The sequence below is a fragment of the Streptomyces sp. NBC_00038 genome (assembly GCF_026343635.1).
In the GTDB taxonomy this organism is placed as follows: Bacteria; Actinomycetota; Actinomycetes; order Streptomycetales; family Streptomycetaceae; genus Streptomyces.
Genome location: NZ_JAPELQ010000001.1, coordinates 7,093,538 through 7,114,929, shown reverse-complemented (window position 1 = coordinate 7,114,929; position 21,392 = coordinate 7,093,538). Strand labels below are relative to the sequence as shown.

General features: G+C 72.1%; 16 protein-coding genes. 3 read left to right on the top strand and 13 right to left on the bottom strand.

The window, feature by feature from the left end; all coding sequences use genetic code 11:
• Positions 1-46: 46 nt before the first annotated feature.
• The 8 genes from fxsT to OG219_RS32315 form a co-directional block, all read right to left on the bottom strand.
• A complete protein-coding gene (fxsT, locus tag OG219_RS32350) occupies positions 47-3,055 on the bottom strand; it encodes an FxSxx-COOH system tetratricopeptide repeat protein (RefSeq protein ID WP_266832476.1) in 3,009 nt (1,002 codons plus the stop codon).
• A 141-nt stretch (positions 3,056-3,196) separates the two neighbouring features.
• On the bottom strand, positions 3,197-4,915 hold the full coding sequence (locus OG219_RS32345) for an HEXXH motif-containing putative peptide modification protein (RefSeq protein ID WP_266832474.1): 1,719 nt from the start codon (positions 4,913-4,915) through the stop codon (positions 3,197-3,199).
• Entirely contained in the window at positions 4,912-6,066 is a 1,155-nt protein-coding gene (locus OG219_RS32340) for an FxsB family cyclophane-forming radical SAM/SPASM peptide maturase (protein WP_266836306.1), read from the bottom strand. Before OG219_RS32340 ends, OG219_RS32345 begins: the two co-directional genes overlap by 4 nt.
• Before the next feature lie 456 nt (positions 6,067-6,522).
• On the bottom strand, positions 6,523-6,705 hold the full coding sequence (gene fxsA / locus OG219_RS32335; RefSeq protein ID WP_266832472.1) for an FxSxx-COOH cyclophane-containing RiPP peptide: 183 nt from the start codon (positions 6,703-6,705) through the stop codon (positions 6,523-6,525).
• A 26-nt stretch (positions 6,706-6,731) separates the two neighbouring features.
• Positions 6,732-10,172, bottom strand: a complete 3,441-nt coding sequence (locus OG219_RS32330) for an SAV_2336 N-terminal domain-related protein (RefSeq protein WP_266832470.1) — start codon at positions 10,170-10,172, stop codon at positions 6,732-6,734.
• Positions 10,173-10,179: 7 nt separating this feature from the next.
• Positions 10,180-11,214: a MoxR family ATPase gene (locus tag OG219_RS32325; protein WP_266832468.1), complete on the bottom strand. Its 1,035-nt coding sequence runs from the start codon at positions 11,212-11,214 to the stop codon at positions 10,180-10,182.
• Between the two features lie 227 nt (positions 11,215-11,441).
• Positions 11,442-13,532, bottom strand: a complete 2,091-nt coding sequence (locus OG219_RS32320) for a trypsin-like peptidase domain-containing protein (protein WP_266832466.1) — start codon at positions 13,530-13,532, stop codon at positions 11,442-11,444.
• 68 nt (positions 13,533-13,600) lie between these two features.
• On the bottom strand, positions 13,601-14,209 hold the full coding sequence (locus OG219_RS32315) for a CU044_2847 family protein (RefSeq protein WP_266832464.1): 609 nt from the start codon (positions 14,207-14,209) through the stop codon (positions 13,601-13,603).
• A gap of 183 nt (positions 14,210-14,392) precedes the next feature.
• Here OG219_RS32315 and OG219_RS32310 point away from each other — a divergent pair, with 183 nt between their 5' ends.
• Positions 14,393-14,578 carry a DUF6104 family protein gene (locus OG219_RS32310; protein WP_266832462.1) on the top strand — a complete coding sequence of 62 codons (186 nt, stop codon included), beginning with the start codon at positions 14,393-14,395 and terminating at the stop codon, positions 14,576-14,578.
• A gap of 49 nt (positions 14,579-14,627) precedes the next feature.
• On the opposite strand, the gene OG219_RS32305 is transcribed toward OG219_RS32310, so the two are convergent.
• The gene (locus OG219_RS32305) at positions 14,628-15,455 is read right to left on the bottom strand and encodes a hypothetical protein (RefSeq protein WP_266832460.1); all 828 of its coding nucleotides are present in this window, start codon (positions 15,453-15,455) and stop codon (positions 14,628-14,630) included.
• A 193-nt stretch (positions 15,456-15,648) separates the two neighbouring features.
• On the opposite strand from OG219_RS32305, the gene OG219_RS32300 reads away from it, so the two are divergent.
• Entirely contained in the window at positions 15,649-16,560 is a 912-nt protein-coding gene (locus tag OG219_RS32300) for a DUF4097 family beta strand repeat-containing protein (protein WP_266832458.1), read from the top strand.
• A 1-nt stretch (position 16,561) separates the two neighbouring features.
• Complete coding sequence (locus OG219_RS32295) at positions 16,562-17,683, top strand: PadR family transcriptional regulator (RefSeq protein WP_266832456.1); 1,122 nt, start codon at positions 16,562-16,564, stop codon at positions 17,681-17,683.
• Between the two features lie 118 nt (positions 17,684-17,801).
• Here the strand turns inward: OG219_RS32295 and OG219_RS32290 are convergent, their stop codons facing one another.
• From OG219_RS32290 to OG219_RS32275, 4 genes are all read right to left on the bottom strand, one after another.
• Positions 17,802-18,371, bottom strand: a complete 570-nt coding sequence (locus OG219_RS32290) for a Clp protease N-terminal domain-containing protein (RefSeq protein WP_266832454.1) — start codon at positions 18,369-18,371, stop codon at positions 17,802-17,804.
• Complete coding sequence (locus OG219_RS32285) at positions 18,371-18,580, bottom strand: HTH domain-containing protein (protein WP_266832452.1); 210 nt, start codon at positions 18,578-18,580, stop codon at positions 18,371-18,373. Before OG219_RS32285 ends, OG219_RS32290 begins: the two co-directional genes overlap by 1 nt.
• A 139-nt stretch (positions 18,581-18,719) precedes the next feature.
• Positions 18,720-19,685 (bottom strand): zinc-binding dehydrogenase, encoded by a 966-nt coding sequence (locus OG219_RS32280; protein ID WP_266832450.1) that lies wholly within the window; start codon positions 19,683-19,685, stop codon positions 18,720-18,722.
• A gap of 354 nt (positions 19,686-20,039) precedes the next feature.
• Entirely contained in the window at positions 20,040-21,284 is a 1,245-nt protein-coding gene (locus OG219_RS32275; protein WP_266832448.1) for an NADP-dependent malic enzyme, read from the bottom strand.
• Positions 21,285-21,392 lie beyond the last annotated feature (108 nt).

Sequence of the window (21,392 nt, the reverse complement as noted above, 5' to 3'; positions counted from 1 at the left end):
CCCGGTGCGTTGGGGGTTATGCGCACCGGGGCCGACCACTGAGGGATCAGGTGATCTGCGGCTCGAAGTCCCAGAAGGGGCGGTTGCGGGAGCGGGCCGAGATGGTGTGGACGTGCTGCTTGCCCAGGGTCGTGTCGAGGTCCGACAGGGCCTCCTGCTCGACCTTCTCCGCCTGTCGGCGGTCCCTCAGGCCGCGGAGGTCGGCGGCGTGCGCGACACGGGCGGAGAGGGTCAGCGGATGGGTTCGGCCGAGCGCCTCGATGGCCCGGGTGATGGTGTCCCGGCTCAGCGTTGCGGCGGACTCGGTGTCTCCGACGAGGTTGCGCAGGGCCGAAGCGTTGATGGCGCACCCCAGCGCCCAGGGGTGGTTCTCCCCCACCGCCTCGGTCATGTCGGCCAGCGCCTGTTCGATCATGACGTGGGCGTGCTCCCGTTCGCCCACACTGCGCAGGATCAGGGCCTGGTTGGCACGTGCTCCGGAAACGAAGGGGTGCACGTCCAGCATCACTTCGTAGCGGGCGAGGAGGGACTCGCCGAGCTCCCGTGCCCGGTCGATGTCACCGTGCTCCCGTTCGAAGCAGCTCTGTGTGACGGCGAACCTCAGCGTGAGCGGATCCGTCTCGCCCAGGACGCGCTCGCAACGCTCCAGCACACTGGAGAGGAGCGCCCCGGCCTTCTCGCGCTCGCCACCGCGGTACTGGCACAGCGCGAGATTGTGCTCGGATTCCAGCGTCTGCGGGTTGTCGGCGCCCATCACGAACTGCTGCTCCCGCACATTCCTCGCCTGGACCGATTCGGCCTCCGCGTAGCGGCCGAGGAGGCGCAGATCGGTCGCGTAGGCGTACTCGGAGTAGAGCGTCCACGGGTGACGTGCCCGCAGCAGCAGCCGTCGCTCCTCCATCGTCCGGCGATTCCAGTCGAGGGACTCGTTGTAGCGGCCGAGCAGGCGCAGTGAGACCGCGAGGTTGTTCTGCGCGTTGAGGGTGCGGGAGTCCTGGTCTCCCAGGAGTTCGCGGTACGCCGCCAGGATCCAGCCGGACAGTTCCATGGCCTCGTCGTAGCGGGCGAGGCCGCGCAGGCTCGCGGCGAGACCACCGGCGGCTCGCAGGTGCTCCAGGTCCTGCGGTCCGCGTTCCTCTCGGAGATGCTCCGAGGCGGCCCGCATGATCTCTTCCGTGCTGCCGTAGTCGCCCACCGCGCGCAGCAGGTTGGCGTAGTGGTGGGTCAGCTCCCACACCCGGGGGTGGGTCTCGCCGAGCAGGGTGCGCCACGCATCCAAGGCGCGCTTGCCGAGCGCGATCCCCGACGCGTACTCGCCGGAGAAGTACATGTAGCGCAGGCAGTTGAAGACCAGCCGCTGGACCGCGGGGTCGGTGCTGTTGAGCGTGTCCGCGTATTCCAGATGCGGCACGATGTCCGCGTACGCCTTCCACAGTTCGGGGTCCGTGGGCCTGCGGGGATCGGCCGCCGCCAGCGCGCCCCGCACCACGTCGGTGAACTCCCGCCGGTCCTCCAGCGGCATGTCGCTGCGCACGATCTGGTGCACCATGCGGTGGAGGTACAGGGCCTCTCCGGTGGCCGCCGCGTCGTCCGAGGGCACCTCGTGGGACTCCAGGCGGACCACGGAGTACTGGCGAAGCTGGTTGATCGCCTTGTTCCACAGGAGCGGGTCGTTGAGCAGTCCGGCGACCTGTTCGGGCAGCTCGTCGTGCGGCATCTCCTTGAGGAGACGTACGGGGATGAAGCCGGGCGCGAAGAACGTGCACAGGCGCAGCAGGTCGACGGACTCCGGGACGGTCTCGCGGAGTTTGTTCAGCAGTATCGACCAGGCCGTCTGGAAGGCCAGCGGGAAGTCGCCGGAGACCTTGACCACGTCCTCGTCGATGCCTCCGTCCAGGAGGGCGATGTAGTCCTGCACCGAGAGGTCGGAGTCGTTCAGCCAGCCCGCCGTCTGGTCAAGGAGCAGGGGCAGGTCCTCCAGTGCCTCCGCCAGCTGGTCGGCCTCGGGCTCCGTCAGCCGGGGCGCGCGACGGCGGATGAACGCCACCGACTCGTACCGGTCGTACACCGGCACCTCAAGCAGTCTGCTGTTGTGCTCCCCCCACTCGGGGTTGCGTGAGGTGATCAGCACATGGCCCGGCCCGGTCGGTACCAGGTCCCAGATCTGGTTCGGGTCGTCCGCACCGTCCAGCACCAGCAGCCAGCGCGCGTAGGGATCACCGCGGCGCAGCGACTCCCGCACCGCGCGCAGCCGTTCGCCGTACTCCTGGCCCGTGGACAGGCCCAGCCTCGGGGCGAGTTCGGCGAGGTGACGCCGGTACGTGACCCGGCTCTCGGCGTTGACCCACCACACCACGTCGTACTCGGGCCCGAAGCGGTACACGTACTCCGCGGCGAGCTGGGTCTTGCCGACCCCCGACATGCCGTGCATGGTGACCACACCGGCGCCCGGGGCGGCCTCGGTCAGCAGGTGGTAGGCGTTGTTGAGCAGCGACTCACGGCCGGTGAAGCGGGTGTTGCGGCGTGGCACTCCGCCCCACACCTCGGGCATGGCCGCCGGGAAGCGCGTCCCGCGACGGGCGTCCTCCGCGGACTGCGGCAGCGGATCACCGGGCAGGTCGAGCCGCTCCAGAAGACGCCGCTCGGCCTCGTCGGCGCCCATGTTGGTCAGGTTGACGGCGGCGAGCACCGCGGTGGCCGTGGGCACCGTGGCCGTGGTGACCGAGACGGCCGCGAAACGGGAGACGTCGGGGGCCACGACCTCACGCAGGGCGGCGTTCCACTCCTCGTGGGTGCGCGGGCCCAGCCGGAAGTACCACTCGCTGACGACGACCAGAATGCGGCCCTTGGCGGTCTTGAGGTCGCGCAGCAGGTCCACGAGTGGAGTCTCGGCCGGGGAATCCCACCGCGCGTACACGACATGGTGGCCGCGGCGCTGCAGACGGTCCCCCATCCACGCCGCCCAGGGCCGGTTGAAGCCCGCGAAACTGATCGTGACGGTCTGCTGCGCGGCCCCCCTTTCGGCTGACCCGACCGGCTTTCGAGCTCCAGACATGCAGCGGCCTCCCCGCACATAATGTTAGAACCTGGGCGCGGTACCGCGATAGGCACGGACGGGCATCCGTCACAGTCGCACTCCGCGGTTCACATCTCTTCCCGCCTGCGCAACGATCTTCACCCGAATCGGCAACGGAATTCACCCAGTTGGACGAATTCGACGGCCCGCCCACAGAGCGCGCGCCGCTTCGACGTAGGCCCTCGCCCGTACGGCCTGCCCACGGGGAGGAGGATGTTCGTCCAGCCGTTCATACACGGCGACCATCTGGTCGACGAACCGCCGTCCCCGCACCGTCAGGTCACCCGATCCGACGAGCGTCGGCAGTACCGCCCCGACCTGCTCCCGGTACCGGGCGTGCAGGGTCCACGCCGACTCCCGGTGGGCCGGACGGGTGGCGGTGAGCGCGCAGCGCTGGAAGAAGTCGGCCAGCGCGAGGTGCGAGTACGCGCCCTGCAGCAGGCCGTCGTACGGGCGGGGATCCGGGCGCCAGGGGGCGAAGTACCGTTCCTGCGGCCCCGCGTGATGCAGAGTCACCATGTCGCTGAGCGCGGCCAGTTTGGTGTGCTGGAGTTCGTGCACGAGCGTCGCGGCGAAGGTCGCCGGGGTGGGCGGCGTACTACTGAGCACGGCCCCGAAGGCCTCGCGACGGGTGCCACTGCAGCTTCCGCCGGCTCGGCCGCCGGTAGCCGAGCCGGGCGGCTCGGCCAGCGGTACCAGACACCGCAGCAGGGCCACGGCCTCCCCGACCCGCTGCTCACCGCCGAGCCCCAGCGCGGCGGCGGTCCCCGACCAGGACTGCAGCCAGCGTTTGCGTCCGGCGTCGTCGAGCGTGGTCGGGCCGCTCAGCGCGTGGTGACGCGGCCCGCCGCGCGCCGTGCGGTACGGATCCAGGTCGTCCAGCGGCATCGGCCCGGCACCGGCCAACAGGCCGGGCAGCGCGTATGCGGGTGTCCAGGCGGGGGACGGGGACCAGGCGCCCACCCCGCTCTCCAGGCGTACGACGACGTCCGCGGCCCCTGTCCGACGCAGCGTCAGGCGCCCCCGCCGGTGGACGACGTCGACCGGGACGTCGCCGGGTGCGGCGGTGTGCAGCGTGCCGAGCGAGGGCAGCGTGAGCACTCCGTCCCGGGCCGACAACCGCACGGCGTACGAAATCCCGGCGCGCGCGGCGGCCACCGCGGCGAGCGCGCTGAGGTGGGCCAGGTCATGGCCCAGCTCGCGTTCCTCATCCGCAGTGCGCGGGCCGGCCTGGCCGAGTCCGTGCAGACAGCGCCTGGCCCAAGGTCCGACCAGGGGGTGGAGTAGGCGGGCGCGAGCGGGCGAGAGAGTGGCGTGCGGGAGGATGTATCCGGCTGGGGCGGAAGCCGGGTCCGCTGTCGGGCCGCCGACCGGGGCTGCCGCCGCCGGATCCGCGTACGGTCCGCCGGCCGGGCCTGCTGTCGGGCCGCCGACCGGGGCTGTCGCGGCCGTGTCTCTGGCTGAGGCGGACGGCGGGGTCGTTGCCGTGTTTCCGGCTGCGGCGGACGCCGGATCCGCTGCCAGGTGCTCAGGGTAGGCAGACCCGTGGTCGGCTGCCAGGTGCCCGGGGAAGGCAGACCCGTGGTCCGCTGCCTCGCCGCTCCCCGCAGGCGTCACCCGGTCCGCCTCGGCCAGCAGCGCCCAGTCCTCCCGTACCCGCGCCCGTGCCCCGGCGGAGCACACCCGCACGTCGGCGCCCTCCGCCGCGTCGAGCACCGCCCGCAGCAGCAGTAGCCGTCGGGTGTCCTGGTCGCGCACCAGGAGCGCGAGAGTGTCGGGGCCGCCCTCGGTGCGGCCGAGTTCGGCCAAGGCGCGATCCGGAACCGGCGAAAGCGTCACGGGGTGCCCCCTTCGCAAGAGGCGGACGGTGCCGGGGCGGTGGACACCGGGTGTGCCGGGGCGGCGCTCTGGGCCAGCCGTCCCGCCACATGGCGAATGAAGCGCTGGAGGTCCGCGCAGTAGACGGAGGGGTTGGCGAAGCCCTGTCCGGCGCGGTAGCGGTGCGCGTAGTGGCCGCCGCCGCAGACGGTGAGCAGTGGGCAGGCCCGGCAGCCCGCGGCCAGCGAGGCGGCGCCCGCCTGTCGGGCCGCCACGCCCGGGTGGCGCAGTGCCTCGTCGAAGGGGTGGCGGTAGACGTCGAGGCCGGTCCGCGCCGCGCCCTCGTACGCGGACTTCAGCGAGTCGACCTGTTCGATCGAACCGTCGGTCTCCACCACCACCGCGTCGAAGGGCGCGAGGCCCAGCGACTCGGTCGCGGCGGGCAGCCCGAGCAGCAGGGCGACACATTCCTCGAAGAGCCGCACGCGGGTCTCCCGCCGCCCGGCGTCCCACCAGCGGTCGAAGACGGCGCACAGCCAGTCCCCGTACGGGGCGCCCGAGGAATCCCAACCCGGCGGCGGTGCTGACCAGTTGCCGTGCGGCAGCAGCAGGTCGACGGCCGGTGGCCGCAGGTCGAGCAGGGACTCGTACAGCTCGACCGGGTCGGTCCCGGGGTCCGCTACCGTGAGGATTCCGGCGTACGTCCCCGGAAATCGCTCGGCGACCAGGCGCGCGCCACGTGAGGCGGCGGGCCAGGACGGGCGTCCGGCGTGGTCGGCGCGCCGCGTGTTGTGAGCGGGCAGGCCGCCGTCGAGGCTGATGCCGACGCGGATGCCGTGCCGGGCCAGGACTGTGAGCCGCTCCTCGGTGAGGAGGGTGGCGTTGGTCTGGACGGTGGCGTGGACCGTGCAGGAGGCGGGGACCTCGCCCCGGACGAGATCGGTGAAGCGGGCGAGCGTGTCCGCGCCCGCGAGCAGGGGCTCGCCGCCGTGCAGGACGAGGGAGACCGCCGTGAGCCCGTGGGCGCGCGCGTGTTCGCCGATACGGGACGCGGTGCGGGCCAGGACGGCCGGCGAGGTGGCGGCGGGGCGCGCGCGCCAGGTGTGGTCGGGGCCCTCGTAGAGGTAGCAGTAGGTGCAGGCGAGGTTGCAGCGGCCGTGCATCTTGACGATGAACTGCCGGAAGGGGAACGGGAGTTCGTGCGCCGATACGGACGCCGGTACGGATGGGGCAGAATCCGCGGATGCCACGGGCGCCACGGATGTCGCTGACGCCACCGACGCCACCGAAACCGTCGACATCACCGGCGGAGCCGTCGTCGGCATCGCGGAAACCACCGAATTGAAGGCTCCCGCCACACTCGCAGAACCCACCGAAGTCACGGAAGTAGAACCCGAAGCCCCGGAGGTCACCTCTTCAGACACTCCGGCCACCCCCATGATGTACGGCCCGTGATCCCACGGTACGGCCCGCGCCACGGCCCCCTGCCCGTACGGGGCCGCATTCCCTGGAGGGGGCGGGACGCAAACGCCGCGCCGTCGAACTTGTCCGGTTCAACCACAAGGCAGACCGGAACTACCGCCCCGCGGGCGCCATTTGGGCCCGTTTGTTCCTCGCCGAGAGACGCTTCAGAACGCGTTGTTGAACCCCCAGAGCATCTCGCTGGGTTGCCCGGCCCGCTCCGTCAGCTCGGCCAACACCTCGGCCAGTACCGGGTGTTGAACCGTCCGCAGGTCCGCCAGATCCAGCGACAGCAGATCCGGCAGCCCTTCCTCGGAACCGGAACCCGGCAGATCACTCTGTACGCCCATGCTTCCCCCTCCTTCGCCGACTCCGGTCACTCCAGCTCAGCCAGCCGCTGCGCCGTCTGCCGGGCGGTCGGTTCACCCGTGGCCACCGCGCCGTCGGGCAGCCTCGCCCACTCGGTCCGGGCGGCCCGGTACGCCTCGCGTGCGGCACGCGGGCGTGCGGCCGCCTCGTAGGACATACCCCGCCAGTGGTGCGCCTGCGCGCCCAGCTCCATGGCCTCCTGGCGCCGCCGGTCCGTCTCGGCCACCTCCTCGGCATCGCGCGCCGACTCCGCCGCGCCGCGGAAGGCGTCCACGGCCTCGTCGAGGCGCGCGGGGCGGCCCAGGCTCTGGTACGCCTCGAAATGGGCCTGCCCGAGCTCCAGCCAGCAGCGCGCGGCCATCAGCGGTTCGCCGGCTTCCTGGGCCGCGAGGCCGAGGAGGTGCTCGGCCTCGCGCAGATCGACGCGGTCGCCCCGGTCGCGGTGGCGCAGCATCAGGGCACGGCCGAGCAGCAGCAGGCGGTGTGCGAGGTGGCCGCTGCCCGCGGGGGTCTCCGTACGGCAGTCGCGCAGTACCCGGATGGCCCGGGAGAGCGACTCGCGCGCACCGGGTCCGGTGTCCAACACCGCGCGGCGCAGCAGTACTTCGCCCCATTCGGCGAGGACGTCCGCGTGTGCGGGGGCGTCCCGGGGCACGCCTCGGGCGGCCTGCTCGAAGTGTTCTGCGGCGGCCCGCAGTTCACCCGGGTCGCCCGACTCGGCGTACCGCGCCACCCTGATGCGGCCCGCGCGCACCAACAGCGAGGCGCGCAGCCCCTGTTCACGGGTCAGAGCCAGGGCCTCGTCGACGCGTGCCTGGGCGTCGTCCAGTGCGCCACCGGACTTCAGGAGTGCGTCGATGAGGTCGAGGAGGATGCGGACGCGGGCGCGGGAGGGTTCGCCCGCGAGGGGGAGCGCGTGGCCGGGGCCGGGGTCGAGGGCGTCGCGCAGGGAGTGCGCGCCCTGCTCCGCGTACAGCCGGGCCTGCTCGTCGTCGGCGGTGTCGCCCGACAGGTGCAGCAGTACGCGGCCGTGGGCCAGCGGGAGTTCGGGCGGGCGCTGGCTCCGTTCGGGCCAGGCGTCGGCGAACGCCTCCAGCATGCCGACAGCGCTCTGGAGCAGCGCGCTGTCGCGGCCGAGCCGCCACTGTGTCTCCAGCGCGCGCACCCGCTCCAGGGTGAGCCCCAGTGCTTCCTCGGTCTCCAGTTCGGTCGCCGCGCAGGCCACCGCGTACTCGCGGTCGGCGCGCTGCAGGAGGTCGAGCGCGCCGCGCTTGTCGCCGCGGCGCCTGCGGTCGATGGCGGCGGAGTGCAACACCCTTGCCAGCGCGGCCCGTTCACGCAGCGCCCGGGGGTGCGCGACGGCCCGCTCGGCCGCCGCCTCCGCCTCCCGCAGCAGTTCCGCGCCGCCCTGTACCTCCCACAGCCGCAGCAGGCTGGTGGCGTACTCGGCCCAGAGCTCGGGGTCGGCCCCGGCGGGCCGTTCGTGTTCGGTGGCGCCGCGCAGCAGCTGTACGGCGTCGATGAGGTCCTGCACCATGCCGTCGGTGTCGAACTGGCCGACCAGGGAGCGGGCCCGGATCACCGCGGTGTGGGTCGGGCGGTCGTCGACGAGGCCCGTCCGCCCCCGGCCGCCGTACAGCGCGAACTGTTCCGGCAATGGCATGAAGCGCTCCAATACCCGTGCGGCGACCTCGGCGAAGGGCTGCGGCACGAGGGTGCCGCCGCCGTTGTCCCCATTGTCCCCGTTGCCTCCGTGTCCGGTCTGGTATCCGTCGCCGGGCGCGTACGGCCGTCCGGAACCGCCCTCGCCGAGTTGCGCGAGTGCCAGGGCCGGGAAGTTCGGGCCGCCCTTGCCGAAGCGGTTCTCGATGTACTCGGAACAGTGCTTGAGGACGAGCATGGCCTCGTCCCGGCCCAGCGGCGACAGAAGCGCCTCCTGCACGCCGGGCGCGAACTCGTACCACTGGGCGCCGTCCGCCCCGTACTCCTCCTCCTTGGCCCGCGAGACCAGGCCGCTGAGCAGCACCTCGGCCAGTTCGGAGGGGCCGGAGTCGGGCAGCATGGTCCGCTGCACCAGCTGCATGACGGGCAGGCTTAGCGGCGCCGCCGCCACATAGCCGGCCAGGCGTCCGGCGGTCTGGGAGGCGTTGGAGCGGAACCGGCTGACCAGTTCGAGCGCGGAGAGTGTGCGTCCGGGGCGGGCCGCCCGGGCGGGCGCGTGGTTCGCGCGCACCCAGCCGACGGCTCCGGCGACGGGACCGGCGCCTGCGCCGGACAGCAGCCGCGCCCAGGCTCCGAGCGCGGTGGGTTCCGGAGGCAGTACGGGCACCGGGAGCGCGCCTTCGCGGGCCTCCGGCGGGGCGCCCGCCGGCAGCCGGACCTTCAGCGTGGCCGCGCCCGCGAGCGCCTCGCCGCGCGTCAACTCGCCGTACGAGACGGGGAGTCGGGTGCGGTTCCACATGCGCTGCGGCAGCGGCTGGAGTACGGCGGCGGGGCCCTGCCTGGACAGGTGGTGGAGCAGCCGGTGGGCGTGGCCGCTGTGCCACAGCGGGCCCGCGCAGTCGCTGACCAGGAGGGTGATCCGGCGGCCCGTGGGGTCGCTCAGCCGGTCGGCGGAGTGCAGCGGTGCCGCGTGGGCCTCCGGGCTGCGGCTGACGGCCGGCGCGCCGTCGGGGCCGGGGTGCAGATGGCTGACCTGGATGTCCCAGAAGGCGCCCAACTGGCTGAAGACCTGCTCCAGTTCGGCGAACATCCGGTCCCACACCCGCATCGACGAGGAGGCGTCCATCACCAGCTGGAGCGCGGCGTCGGCCCGGGTCACCCCGCGGAACACCGGCAGCACGAGACCGCCGGCCCGGGCGCTCAGCTCCGCGGTCGCCGTCTCGTCGAGGACCGTCCGCAGGGGCGGGGCGGCGGTCCGGTAGCCCTGCAACGGCCGTAAGGCGCGCTGGAGTTCGAGTGGCGCGGGGAACGCGGGCGCGGCGGGCACCCCGATCGGCAACGCCGTGGCCCGGCCGTACCCACGGGTCCGCGACCCGCCGTCCAGCGGTACGGGGTACAGCGCGACGCGGCGGTCCGCGCCCGCCTCCTGCTCCGGCTCCGGCCGGTCGCCGGGCGGGACGGGAACGGTGTCCCGGATGTCCGGCCGATCGGTGATCGGGTCGCGACCGGCGGGCAGCGCGCCGGGCGAAGGGACGGCTCCATCCTGCACGTCACCGGCGTCCGGCGGACATGTCCAGCGGGCCAGCCAGAGGGTGTCGCACAGCTGCTCGGCGTCGGGGTCGAGCCCGATCCGCCGCAGCCGGACGACGAGTTCGGCGATCGGGTCGCCGCCGGAAGGTCCGGCGGTCGCAGACGATCCGGAGGGCTGGGAAGGCCCGGAAGGTGTCGATCCGCTTCCGGTCGGTATCGGAGGGACGGGCCCGTGGCGCGCCGCTGCGTCAGGCATCAGCGGTTCACCTCGGGCGGTCGAGTCGCTGGATGAGCAGGTCGGCGAGACGGTCGCGGCTGGGCGGGGCGGCCGCGTCGGTGAGGTAGATCGCGTTCAACAGCTGGTCGGCGGCGACGAGTTCACTGCGGGAGCGTTCCAGGAAGTGGGTGATGAGGTCGTCTCCGGCCCGCGCGGCCTCGTCTCCGAGGTGGGCGCGTACGAAGGTGGCGAGACGTTTGTGATCCGGGCGGCCGAGCTCCAGGTGGATGCAGCGGCGCATGAGGGGGGCGGGGAAGTCGCGCTCGCCGTTGCTGGTGAGCACCACGAACGGGAACGCACGGCAGCGCACCCGGCCGTCCCGCACCCGCGCCTTGGTGCCGTCTGCGGTGAGCACCTCGGCCTCGCCGTCCGGCAGCCGGTCGGCGACGCGCTCCAGCTCGGGGATCGCGAACTCGCCCTCCTCCAGCACGTTGAGAAGGTCGTTGGGCAGGTCGATGTCGCTCTTGTCCAGCTCGTCGATGAGCAGCACACGCGGGGTGTCGGAGTCCAGCAGCGCGGTCCCGAGGGGGCCGAGGCGGATGTAGCTGCCGATGCCCTCGACGGAGCCGGGGGCTCCGGGAGTGGCCGGGTCGTTGCCCTGCGGCGCGGCGATCTGCACGTCCTGGAGCCGGGCGATCGCGTCGTAGTGGTACAGCCCGTCCTGGAGCGTGGACCGGCTGACGATGGGCCACCGCAGCACATTGCCCAGACCCAGTTCGTACGCCACGGAATGCGCGAGCGTGCTCTTGCCCGCGCCCGGGCTGCCGGTGACGAGGAGGGGCCGGCGCAGATAGAGCGCCGCGTTGATCATCTCGAGTTCCTCGGCGCCCGGCCGGTGCAGTTCGGCCAGGTGCCGGTGCGCGCCCAGCCTGCGGTCCTCGGAGCCGTCGCCGTTCGTCCCGGCCGTGGCCGCGGCCCGGCTCGCGAAGTCGCGCCACGGAGGCGGGTCCGGGAGGCGGTCTATGCCGTCGTGGGGTTCACCGGCGCCCCGGTAGATGAGCCACTCGCTGGATTCGGTCATTGCCCAGTCCTCGTCGTCACTCGTCCACCACGGCAGCCGTCGAACGTGCATCACGGTATCGACCCTCGGGGGGCCTCGATAGAGCCAAGTGCGAGGTCATGGAAGCCCAGTTGGGCGCCGTACGGGCGAGTTCGGCCACGTGGTCCGGGCCCTGCTCGGCCATGCCGTACGAGCACGGTGGAGCCACCCCGTACAGGTTCTGTACGGGGGATGGCCGGATCCTCCGGTCATGGCGCCTCCAACAGGTCCCCGGTCCCCGGCAGGGGCTGGCGTGGATCGTCGTAGAACAGGGCAATTCCCTTCGCCCAGAAGGTCTCCGGCTTTCCCGCACGCAGGCCCGCCCGCAACGCGTGTACGAGCTCGGGGAGCCGCTCCGCGCTGCCCGCGCCCGCGACGGTGTCACCCGCCCGCCGGTGGAACTCGCCGCAGACGGCGTCGGTCTGACCCCGCCAACGCCGCCACAGCGCCACGCCGAAACCTCCGTGCACGATCCGTACGAGCGCCACCGGATCGTCCTCGAAGCGCTGATCGCCGTAGCGGCAGAGCACCGGAACCGTTCTGTGCGACAGGTCGCGCAGTGACCCCGCGGGTGGCACGGGTACCCGCAACCCGTCCTCGCAGTCCAGGACTTCGGCCCTCGCGCCGTACGCGTGGATGAAGTGCCAGCGTGCCTCGCGGCCGTCGTGCTCGTCGTGCTCCTCCTTCACGGGGACCTGCCCCCCGCCGGGTAAAGGGCGATCGTCCCCGTCGGAGAGCTGGTCCGCGTCGGGCAACTGGTCCCGGTCGGCGCAGCGCACGACGACGGGCCGGCGGGCGCCGAGCGGTGGCTCGTCCGGCCCGAACTTCCAGGCGTCCACGTCCAGTCCGAGCAGCGGATGGGGCAGCGCGACCTGGAGGACGGCGGGCCGTCCGGGTTCGTCGCACTCGCGGAACGCCTCGGCGAGGGGCGCCGCGAGGACGCCGGGCAGGCCGGTCAGCGGGGTGCGCTCGCCGTCGCCGAAGCGCACCACCTCGCCGGTCGGACGGCTCACCGAGACCCGCCAGTCGCAGCGGTCCGGTTCCCAGCCCAGCTGCACCAGTTCGACGAGGGCGAAGGGGTGGGGCGCACCGTGGGCGGCGTGTGCCGTCGCGTGCGCCGAGTCGTGCGCCGGCTGTGCTTCCGATAGGAACGGCTCACGCTGCGGCGCCTGGAGCCGCTCGATCCGCTGCCGGCCGAGGCGGCGGCGGTACTCGGGACCCGCGCGGCCCTCCGCGGTCTGCCGCACCCACTCCCACAGCGACCGCTCCGCGCTCTGGGTGCCGGGCGTGACGAAGGGGCGCTCCGCGGACAGCACCCGCATCGCGTAGTCCAGGACGAGTTCCAGCGCGCCGTCCTGGCGAGGGCTCTCGTACAGCGCGCCCAGTCCGTCGCGCCAGCCACGCGGCGCCGGGTGCGGGATCGCGGCCCGGCCGCCGAGGAGGGATTCGAGGATGTCCAGCAGGGCGCGGGTGCTGACCGGCGGCGGCAGGTCGGCGAGGCGGCCGAGCAACTGGGTCCGCTCGTCCGGGTCGAGTGCGCGGCCCGGCCGTGCGCCCAGCTGGTTCTGGACGTCGGCCCAGGTGCTCCGGTCGTTGTCGGGGTGGCGCTGCCGGTCCCGGTGGTAGCGGTCGTGGGCGTGGAAGACGCCCTGGTAGAGGTCGTCGTGCTCGGCCCGCACCTCTTCCGCCGGCACGGCCAGCGAACGCAACTGCTCCACGCCCGTGGAGGTGCCGCCGAGCCCGCGGTCCGCCTGCGACTTCAGTACGCCGACGACCGCACCGCTCACGGGATCGACCACCGGCCCACCCGAGACGCCCGGCGGCAGCACATCGCCGCCCAGCCGTATCTGCTCGTCCGCGGACCAGCCGCCGAGGGTGCCCTGCACCGTGCAGGTGCCGTTCAGGCGGGTCAGCTCCCCGCCCACCACGGACCATCCGGAGTAGAAGACTCTCGCCTCCCCGTAGTACGCGGCCGGACGCTCGGTGACATAGGCGCAGTCGTGGTCGACGGGCTCGCGCAGCCGTACGAGCGCCAGGTCCGGGGCCGGCCAACTGCCCCGTACGGCACGCTCGACGTGCTCCGGGAGAGACGTCGCCACCTCACCGGCGACAGCGGACGTACCGCGTCCCGGCCCGGTCTCGTACACCACGGTGACCTCGCCCCCCTCCCCGCTCCGTGCCACGTGCGAACAGGTGAGAACCCAGTTGGGAGCGACGAAAAACCCACTCCCGAGGAACGTGCCGGGTTCGTCCAGGTCATACCCGGCCCCCGCCCGATGGATGCGGACCGTCGCCGCCATGACGAGATCACGCAGCGCACGGTGAGCGTTCCCGAGCCCACCCGGTGCGCCTGGGGCGTGCCCGTCCGTCATCCCCGGCCCCCAACGGCCGCGTCCCCACCGTCACCGTGCGCCGGGGCGCCGGGGGACGCGCCCCCTGGGACGGCGCGCGGCGAACCGGCGCTCCCGTCCGTCGGGGCGAGGTCCGGCCCGTCGTCGGCTCCGTCGAGCGGGTCGAGGGCTGGCCCGCTTCCGCCCCCGTCGACCGGGTCGGGGACCGGTCCGCTCCCGCCCCCGTCGACCGGTTCGAGTACCGGCCCGTTCCCATTCCCGTCGACCGGGTCGAGGTCCGGTGGCCCGCCGTTCCATGTGAGGGTCACCGTGAGGCCGGCCTTCGCCTCGCCGTCCGCGAGGAGGCCGATCACCTTGCCGGCCTTCGCCGTTAGCTCGATGCCGAACTCGACACTGACCTCGTCCGGACGGACGGCGCGCAGCGGTGCGGCCAGCGAGCGCGCGACGCTGGTGATCACCGACTGCAGGCTCTCGACCTGCGCCTCGACCCGCTCACCGAACCCCGTGTCCGTGTACGACAGCCCACCGGACGGCTCCGCCAGCTCCTCGGCCCCCGAGATCCGGGCCCACACCGGTGTCCCGTCGGGCATCTCGATCCGTGCGATCCGGGTCACTCCATCAGCCATGACATCCCCGTTCCCCCGTTCCCCCCACGCCCCCGTGGTCCCGCCTGCCGTTGCGCAGGCTAGTGGCAGGCCGACGGCCGCGCGAGAGGACCTCGGGGGCGGCACCCGCCCCCGCCTATCCTTTTCCCAGCCTTCCCTTACGGGAAGACTCCCGCCCACCACTTACCTCACGGAGCACCATCCATGTACTTCACCGACCGCGGCATCGAGGAACTGGAGAAGCGGCGCGGCGAGGAAGAAGTCACCTTCGAGTGGCTCGCCGAGCAGCTGCGTACGTTCGTCGACCTCAACCCGGACTTCGAGGTCCCGGTGGAACGGCTGGCGACGTGGCTGGCACGGCTGGACGACGAGGACGACGAGGAGGAGTAGGAGCCGGGGACGGGGCGGGGCGGGGGCCGGACGCACGCTTCTGTGGACGTCAGTCGAAGGCCCGCAGCCTGTCGTACGCGAGCCCAAGGGCACCGTGGATCACCAGCAGGGCCCCCGCCGCGATCCAGCCGCCGCTGCGTCGCCGTACGCCCCAGGCGGCGAGCGGGACACCCGCGGCCAGCTGGGCCACCGCGAGGGCGCGGGCCTTCGGGCCGCGCAGCCACGGTCCCAGGCTGCCGCCCTCCACGACGTCGAGCTCCGCACGGACCGCGGCACGCCACCCGGTCCACTCGATCTGCTCGGCACCGGGCTGGGCACGGGCCACTTCACGGAGCCGCCCGACGGATTCGCCAGGGGTGAGCCCGGCCGGAAGTACCACCCCCGCGCGCGTGAGGACGGCGAGCAGCCCGCGCATACGCGCGCGGGCGTCCGCGGCCGCGTCGGGCTTGGCCAACTGCTCCAGGGACTGCATGTCGAGCACGGGATCGAGCCCGAGGCGGGCCGCGAAGGTACGCATCGCCTCGTCCTCGCCGACCGGGGTGCCGTTCGCCAGCCACTCGTAGCCGACGGTGCGGCGGAACCCGGAAGCGAGGGTGCAGCCGCTGTGGTCGGCATCCCACCAGAGGGCGAGTACGGGCCAGGGGGCGCCGACGCCGAGGGCCGTGGCCCAGCCGGTGAGCACCCGGTCGACGGGTTCGGCACCGTGCAGCCATGGCTTGCCCTCGGGAACCAGCACACTCCACTCGTCTCCGGCCCCGGTGAGCAGCATCCGCTCACGCAGCAACTGGGCGGCGGGCCCGACGGACGAGGGTTGCGCCCGGCAGAGGAGCAGGGCGCCGGGGGCTTGGCCCGAGGGCTCGCCGGACGTCGTGGACATGGTCATACGGTAGGCCCACTTAGGAGCGACTTGCCCCTTTTATCCACCCGGAGGCCGCCGGAAGACCACTACGGGGTCGCCGGACGAGACCACCTGAAAGGGTGTCTTGACTTTCCATATCCGCGATATATCGTGTTAATTGGAAGACGCGATATGGCGCGTCACATCCCGATCCCGTCGAGGAGGTCGCACCATGTCCGAGTGGTCCGTAGCCGAGCCCAGCAAGCTCACCTTCGACGCCCCCGTGACGGCCCTGCACGTACGCGTTGTCAACGGAACTGTGAACGTCGTGGGCACCGACGAAGGTTCCGCCCGGCTCGAGGTCTCCGCACTGGAGGGCCCGCCGCTCCTGGTGACCCAGAAGGACGGCACACTCACGGTGGCGTACGAGGACCTTCCCTGGAAGGGCTTCCTCAAATGGCTCGACCGCAAGGGCTGGCGCCGCAGCGTGGTGGTCTCCCTGGCCGTCCCCGCGAGCACGCGGGTCGAGGTGGGCGTCGTCGGCGCCAACGCCGTGGTGTCCGGGACGGACGGGCGGGTGGAGGTGAAGGGCGTCACGGGCGACACGACACTGGTCCGCATCGCGGGTCCGGTACGCGTGGACACGGTCTCCGGGAACCTGGAGGCCCAGGCCGTCACCGGCGACGTCCGCTTCAACTCGGTCTCCGGCGACCTGACGGTCGTCGAAGGCTCGGGCTCCTCCGTGCGTGCCGAATCGGTGAGCGGCTCGATGATCGTGGACCTGGACACCACGGGCTCCCCGACGGACGTCCAGCTGTCGAACGTCTCCGGCGAGATCGCCATCCGGCTCCCGCACCCGGCGGACGCGGTGGTGGAGGCGAACACCGCGAGCGGCAGCGTCTCCAGCGCCTTCGAGGATCTCCGGGTCAACGGACAGTGGGGCGCCAAGAAGATCACCGGCCGGCTGGGCGCAGGAAACGGCAAGCTGAAGGCGATCACCGTCTCCGGTTCCATCGCCCTGCTGCGCAGGCCACCGACGGAGGACGAGCCGCCCGAGGACCCGCAGGACGCGGCGCCCGAGGGCACGGCAGAATCCCCTTCCGACACTCCGGCCGACGGCCCGACCGACAAGAAGGTGCTCTGAGATGGCTCCCGTATTCGCCCATGGCCGTCTCCGGCTCTACCTCCTGAAGCTGCTGGACGAGGCGCCGCGCCACGGGTACGAAGTGATCAGGCTCCTGGAGGAGCGCTTCCAAGGCCTGTACGCCCCCTCGGCGGGCACCGTCTACCCGCGGCTGGCCAAGCTGGAGGCCGAGGGACTCGTCACCCACACGACCGAGGGCGGTCGCAAGGTGTACGCGATCACGGACGCGGGCCGCGCCGAACTGGCCGACCGCAGTGGCGAGCTGGCCGACCTGGAGCTGGAGATCCGCGAGTCGGTGGCGGAGCTCGCGGCGGAGATCCGTGCCGATGTACGGGGCGCGGCAGGCGATCTGCGACGCGAGATGCGAGCGGCGGCCACGGAGGCTCGGCGGGGCGGCGCGGGCGGCGCCGGAACCAAGGAACACGACGGCGCGCAGGGCGAGTCCGGGGATTCTGGGGACTTCGGCGACAAGGAGTCGTGGCGGGCCGCGAAGGAGGAGATGCGGCGCGTCAAGCAGGAGTGGAAGGAGCAGGCCCGTCGTGCGAAGGACGAGAGCCGCCGCGCCCGCGACGAGGCACAGCGCGCCCGCCGCCAGGCCAAGGAGGCCCAGGAAAGGGTCCGCGCCCAGGCCCAGGAGGAGATGCAGCGCATGGCCAAGCATGTCCAGGACCAGGTCCAGGACCACTTCGCACGGGGCGACTGGCCTACGGGCGTCCGCGAGGGCCTGACCGAACTGGCCAAGGAGTTCGGCGATTTCGGAAAGAACTTCGGCAAGGACCTGAGCAAGGACTTCGGGAAGGACTTCGGCTTCGGTCGCCCGGAAACGGCAGCCGGACCGGCCGCCGAGACCAGGACGGCCAAGGAATCCCAGACGGCCAAGGAGCCGGAGTACACGGTCACCCCGGACGACTTCCCCGCCGGCTACGAATCCTCCTGGGCCCACGAGGACTCCACCGGCAACCCGGCCCGCGACCTGGACCGCCTCCTGGACCGCTTCCGCGACGACATCCGCGACGCGGCCCGCGACCACGGCGTGACGGAGGACCAACTCCGGGAGACCCGCCGCCACTTGTCGACGGCGGCGGCGCACATCGGAGTGGCGCTGCGCAGGCCTGCCTCTTAGCCCGTCCGGCGTTTGAGGACGAGCGCGTCAGCGCGATACGGGGTCTGGGGGCGGAGCCCCCAGAAACGGGACGGGTAGGGGCGGAGGGGGCGAAAACCCACCCCCGCCCGCCCCCACCTCACCCCGCCTTGGCCACCCCGCCCCCGTCCCCGTACAGCACCCGAACAACCCCCTCATACGTCACCCCGTGATCGGCAAGCACCTCCGCGGGAACACCGGGCCGCGCGGCGATCGCCATCAGCAGGTGCTCGTCCCCGATGTGCCGGTCCTGATGAGCGACAGCGATCCGCAGAGACTCGGTCAGCACACCCTTGGCCCCCGCAGCGAACCCCGGCCGCCGGGACCACCGACCTCCACCCCGCGGCCCGGACTCCAACGCCCCCACCCCATGCGCCTCCTCAACCCGGGAAACGATCTCGGAGAGGTCGATCCCGAGCCCGGAGAGAGCGTCCGCGTCCGCGCGGGAGAGCCCGCCACGCCGCCGCGCCTCGGCAAGCTCCCGTACGACCGAGTCACGCCGCCCCGCCAGCCCGAGCGAAGACAGAGCGAACGAGCCCCGGCTGCCTTCCCGGTCAAGGAGGGCGAGCAGCATGTGCGCCTCGTCGACCCGCCCCTCCCCCGCCCGTTCGCAGTGCCCGACCGCCCCCTCGACCACGGCCCGCGCATCCTTCGTAAACCGCTCGAACATCACTGCCTCCCGTACTTCTTGTGCACGGCCTGCCTGGTCACTCCGAGTTCCGCGGCGATCTCCTGCCACGACCAGCCCTGATTGCGCGCACTGCGCACCTGGACCGCTTCCAACTGCTCCAGCAGCCTCCGCAGCGCGGAGACCGCCCGCAGCCCGATGCGCGGATCGCGATCACCCGCGCGCTCGGCAAGATCCGTTGCTTCGGTCATACTGTCAACCTACATTGACAACCCATCACCGTCAACCACGGTTGACACGCAAACGGCGGACCCGAGGAAACTCGAGCCCGCCGCAGCATGGGGCGCAGAAAGTCAGCACGCCCCGTCAATTCATCCCGTCAGCCCATCGTCAGCCCACCGTAAGAACGATCTTCCCGAACTGATCGCCCGAGTCCAGCCTCTCGAACCCCTCGCGGGCCCGGTCGAGCGGCAGCACCTCGTCGATGACGGGCCGCACGCCGGTGGCGGCGCAGAAGGACAGCAGGTCCTCCAGTTCGTCCTTGGTGCCCATGGTCGAGCCGACGACCTTGAGCTCAAGGAAGAAGATGCGGGTCAGTTCGGCGTGCGAGGGCCGGTCGCCGCTGGTGGCGCCGGAGATGACCAGAGTGCCGCCGGGCTTCAGCGATTTGACGGAATGCGACCAGGTGGCGGCGCCCACCGTCTCGATGACGGCGTCGACCCGCTGCGGCAGCCGCGCCCCGGATTCGAGAGCCTCGACCGCCCCCAGCTCGACGGCCCTCTTCCGCTTGGCCTCGTCGCGGCTGGTGGCGAACATCCGCAGCCCCGCGGCCTTGCCGAGCACGATCGCGGCCGTTGCCACGCCGCCGCCGGCGCCCTGGACGAGGACGGAGTCGCCGGGGCGCACGCCAGCGTTGGTGAAGAGCATGCGGTACGCCGTCAGCCAGGCGGTGGGCAGGCAGGCCGCCTCGGCGAACGACAGTTCCTTGGGCTTCGGCAGTACGTTCCACGCGGGCACGGAGACCTGTTCCGCGAAGGTGCCCTGGTAGCGCTCGGTGAGGATGGAACGGGGTTCCTTGGGGCCGACTCCGTGGCCGGTCTGTCCGATGACGGAGTGCAGCACGACCTCGTTGCCGTCCTCGTCGATGCCGGCGGCGTCGCATCCGAGGATCATCGGGAGCTTGTCCTCGGCCAGGCCGACTCCGCGCAGGGACCACAGGTCGTGGTGGTTGAGGGAGGCGGCGCGGACGTTCACGGTCGTCCATCCCGGCCTCTGCTCGGGGGCCGGGCGCTCCCCCAACTCCAGGCCGTTGAGCGGCTGGTCACGGTCGATTCGGGAAGCGTAGGCAGCGAACATGACCTTGACGATAGGCTCCGCCGCCGCCCGGCGGAACCACACCCCGCTGTGACACACGTCCCGCCGCGTCCGGGGCTCACGTCACAGGGTTTTCGCCCCCTCCGCCCCTACCCGTCCCGTACCTGGAGGCTGCCGCCCCCAGACCCCCGCATCGGCCTGAACGGCCTCGTCCTCAAACGCCGGACGGGCTGGAGATAGCCCCTCCGGCGTTTGAGGAGCGGGGTCTGGGGCGGAGCCCCAGGAAGCAAGGGACGGGAAGGGGCGGAGGGGGCGAAAAACCACCCACCCGGACGCCCGCCCCCCACACAAAAAACGGCCCCGCCGGAAAATCCCGGCGGGGCCGAACACCACGCCTCAGCGCCGAGCGACACCCTCCGCCCGAGCAGCCGCAGCCACCGCGGCCGTAACCGCCGGAGCCACCCGCTCGTCGAACGGCGAGGGAATCACGTAGTCCGCGGCAAGGTCGTCCCCGACCACCGCCGCCAACGCTTCGGCCGCCGCGATCTTCATCCCCTCGGTGATCCGAGAGGCCCGCACCTGCAGCGCGCCCGCGAAGATCCCGGGGAACGCCAGCACGTTGTTGATCTGGTTCGGGAAGTCCGACCGCCCGGTCGCGACGACGGCCGCGTACTTGTGGGCGATGTCCGGGTGCACCTCGGGGTTCGGGTTGGCCATGGCGAACACGAACGCACCCTCGGCCATGGAAGCCACCGCCGGCTCCGGCACCGTACCGCCGGAAACACCGATGAAGACGTCCGCACCGGCAAGGGCGGACTCCAGCGACCCGGAGATACCCGCCTTGTTGGTGATCTCGGCCAGCTCACGCTTGACGTCCGTCAGGTCGTCCCGGTCCGTCGAGACGACACCCTTGCGGTCCGTGACGGCAACATCGCCGAGCCCGGCCTCGAGCAGGAACTTGGCGATGGCCACACCGGCCGCACCCGCACCGGAGATCACCGCCCGCAGGTCACCCAGCTCCCGCCCGGTCAGCTTCGCGGCGTTCCGCAGGGCCGCCAGCGTGACGACCGCGGTCCCGTGCTGGTCGTCGTGGAAGACCGGGATGTCCAGCCGCTCCTGGAGCTTGCGCTCGATCTCGAAGCAACGGGGCGCCGAGATGTCCTCGAGGTTCACTCCCCCGAAGGAGGGCGCAAGCCGGACCACCGTCTCGACGATCTCGTCGACGCCTGTGCAGGCGAGCGCGATCGGCACGGCGTCGACCCCGCCGAACTGCTTGAAGAGGATCGCCTTCCCCTCCATCACCGGAAGGGAGGCCTCGGGACCGATGTCCCCGAGTCCCAGCACAGCCGTACCGTCCGTCACCACTGCGACGACGGACGACTTCCACGTGTAGTCGTGGACGAGCTCCGGCTGCTCGGCGATCGCGCTGCACACCTTCGCGACACCGGGCGTGTACGCCAGGGAAAGGTCGTCCTTGTCGCGGATGGGCACGGTGGCCTGCACGGCCATCTTGCCGCCACGGTGCAGCGCGAACGCGGGATCGAAGGAATCGAGGGGCTCGCCCAGGCGATCCTGATCCGTACTGCCGACGCTGCTGTCACCACTGCTCGCGGTGCGAGGATTGACAATCTCCGCTGCCACTTTGTTTTACCCCTTAAGTCTTCATGGTTTGAGGGTGACCACTCCTGGTTGAGGGGTGGGCGGGCACCGCGTAGGCCCTGCCGCCGTGGTTGCGTACGGGCCAAACGC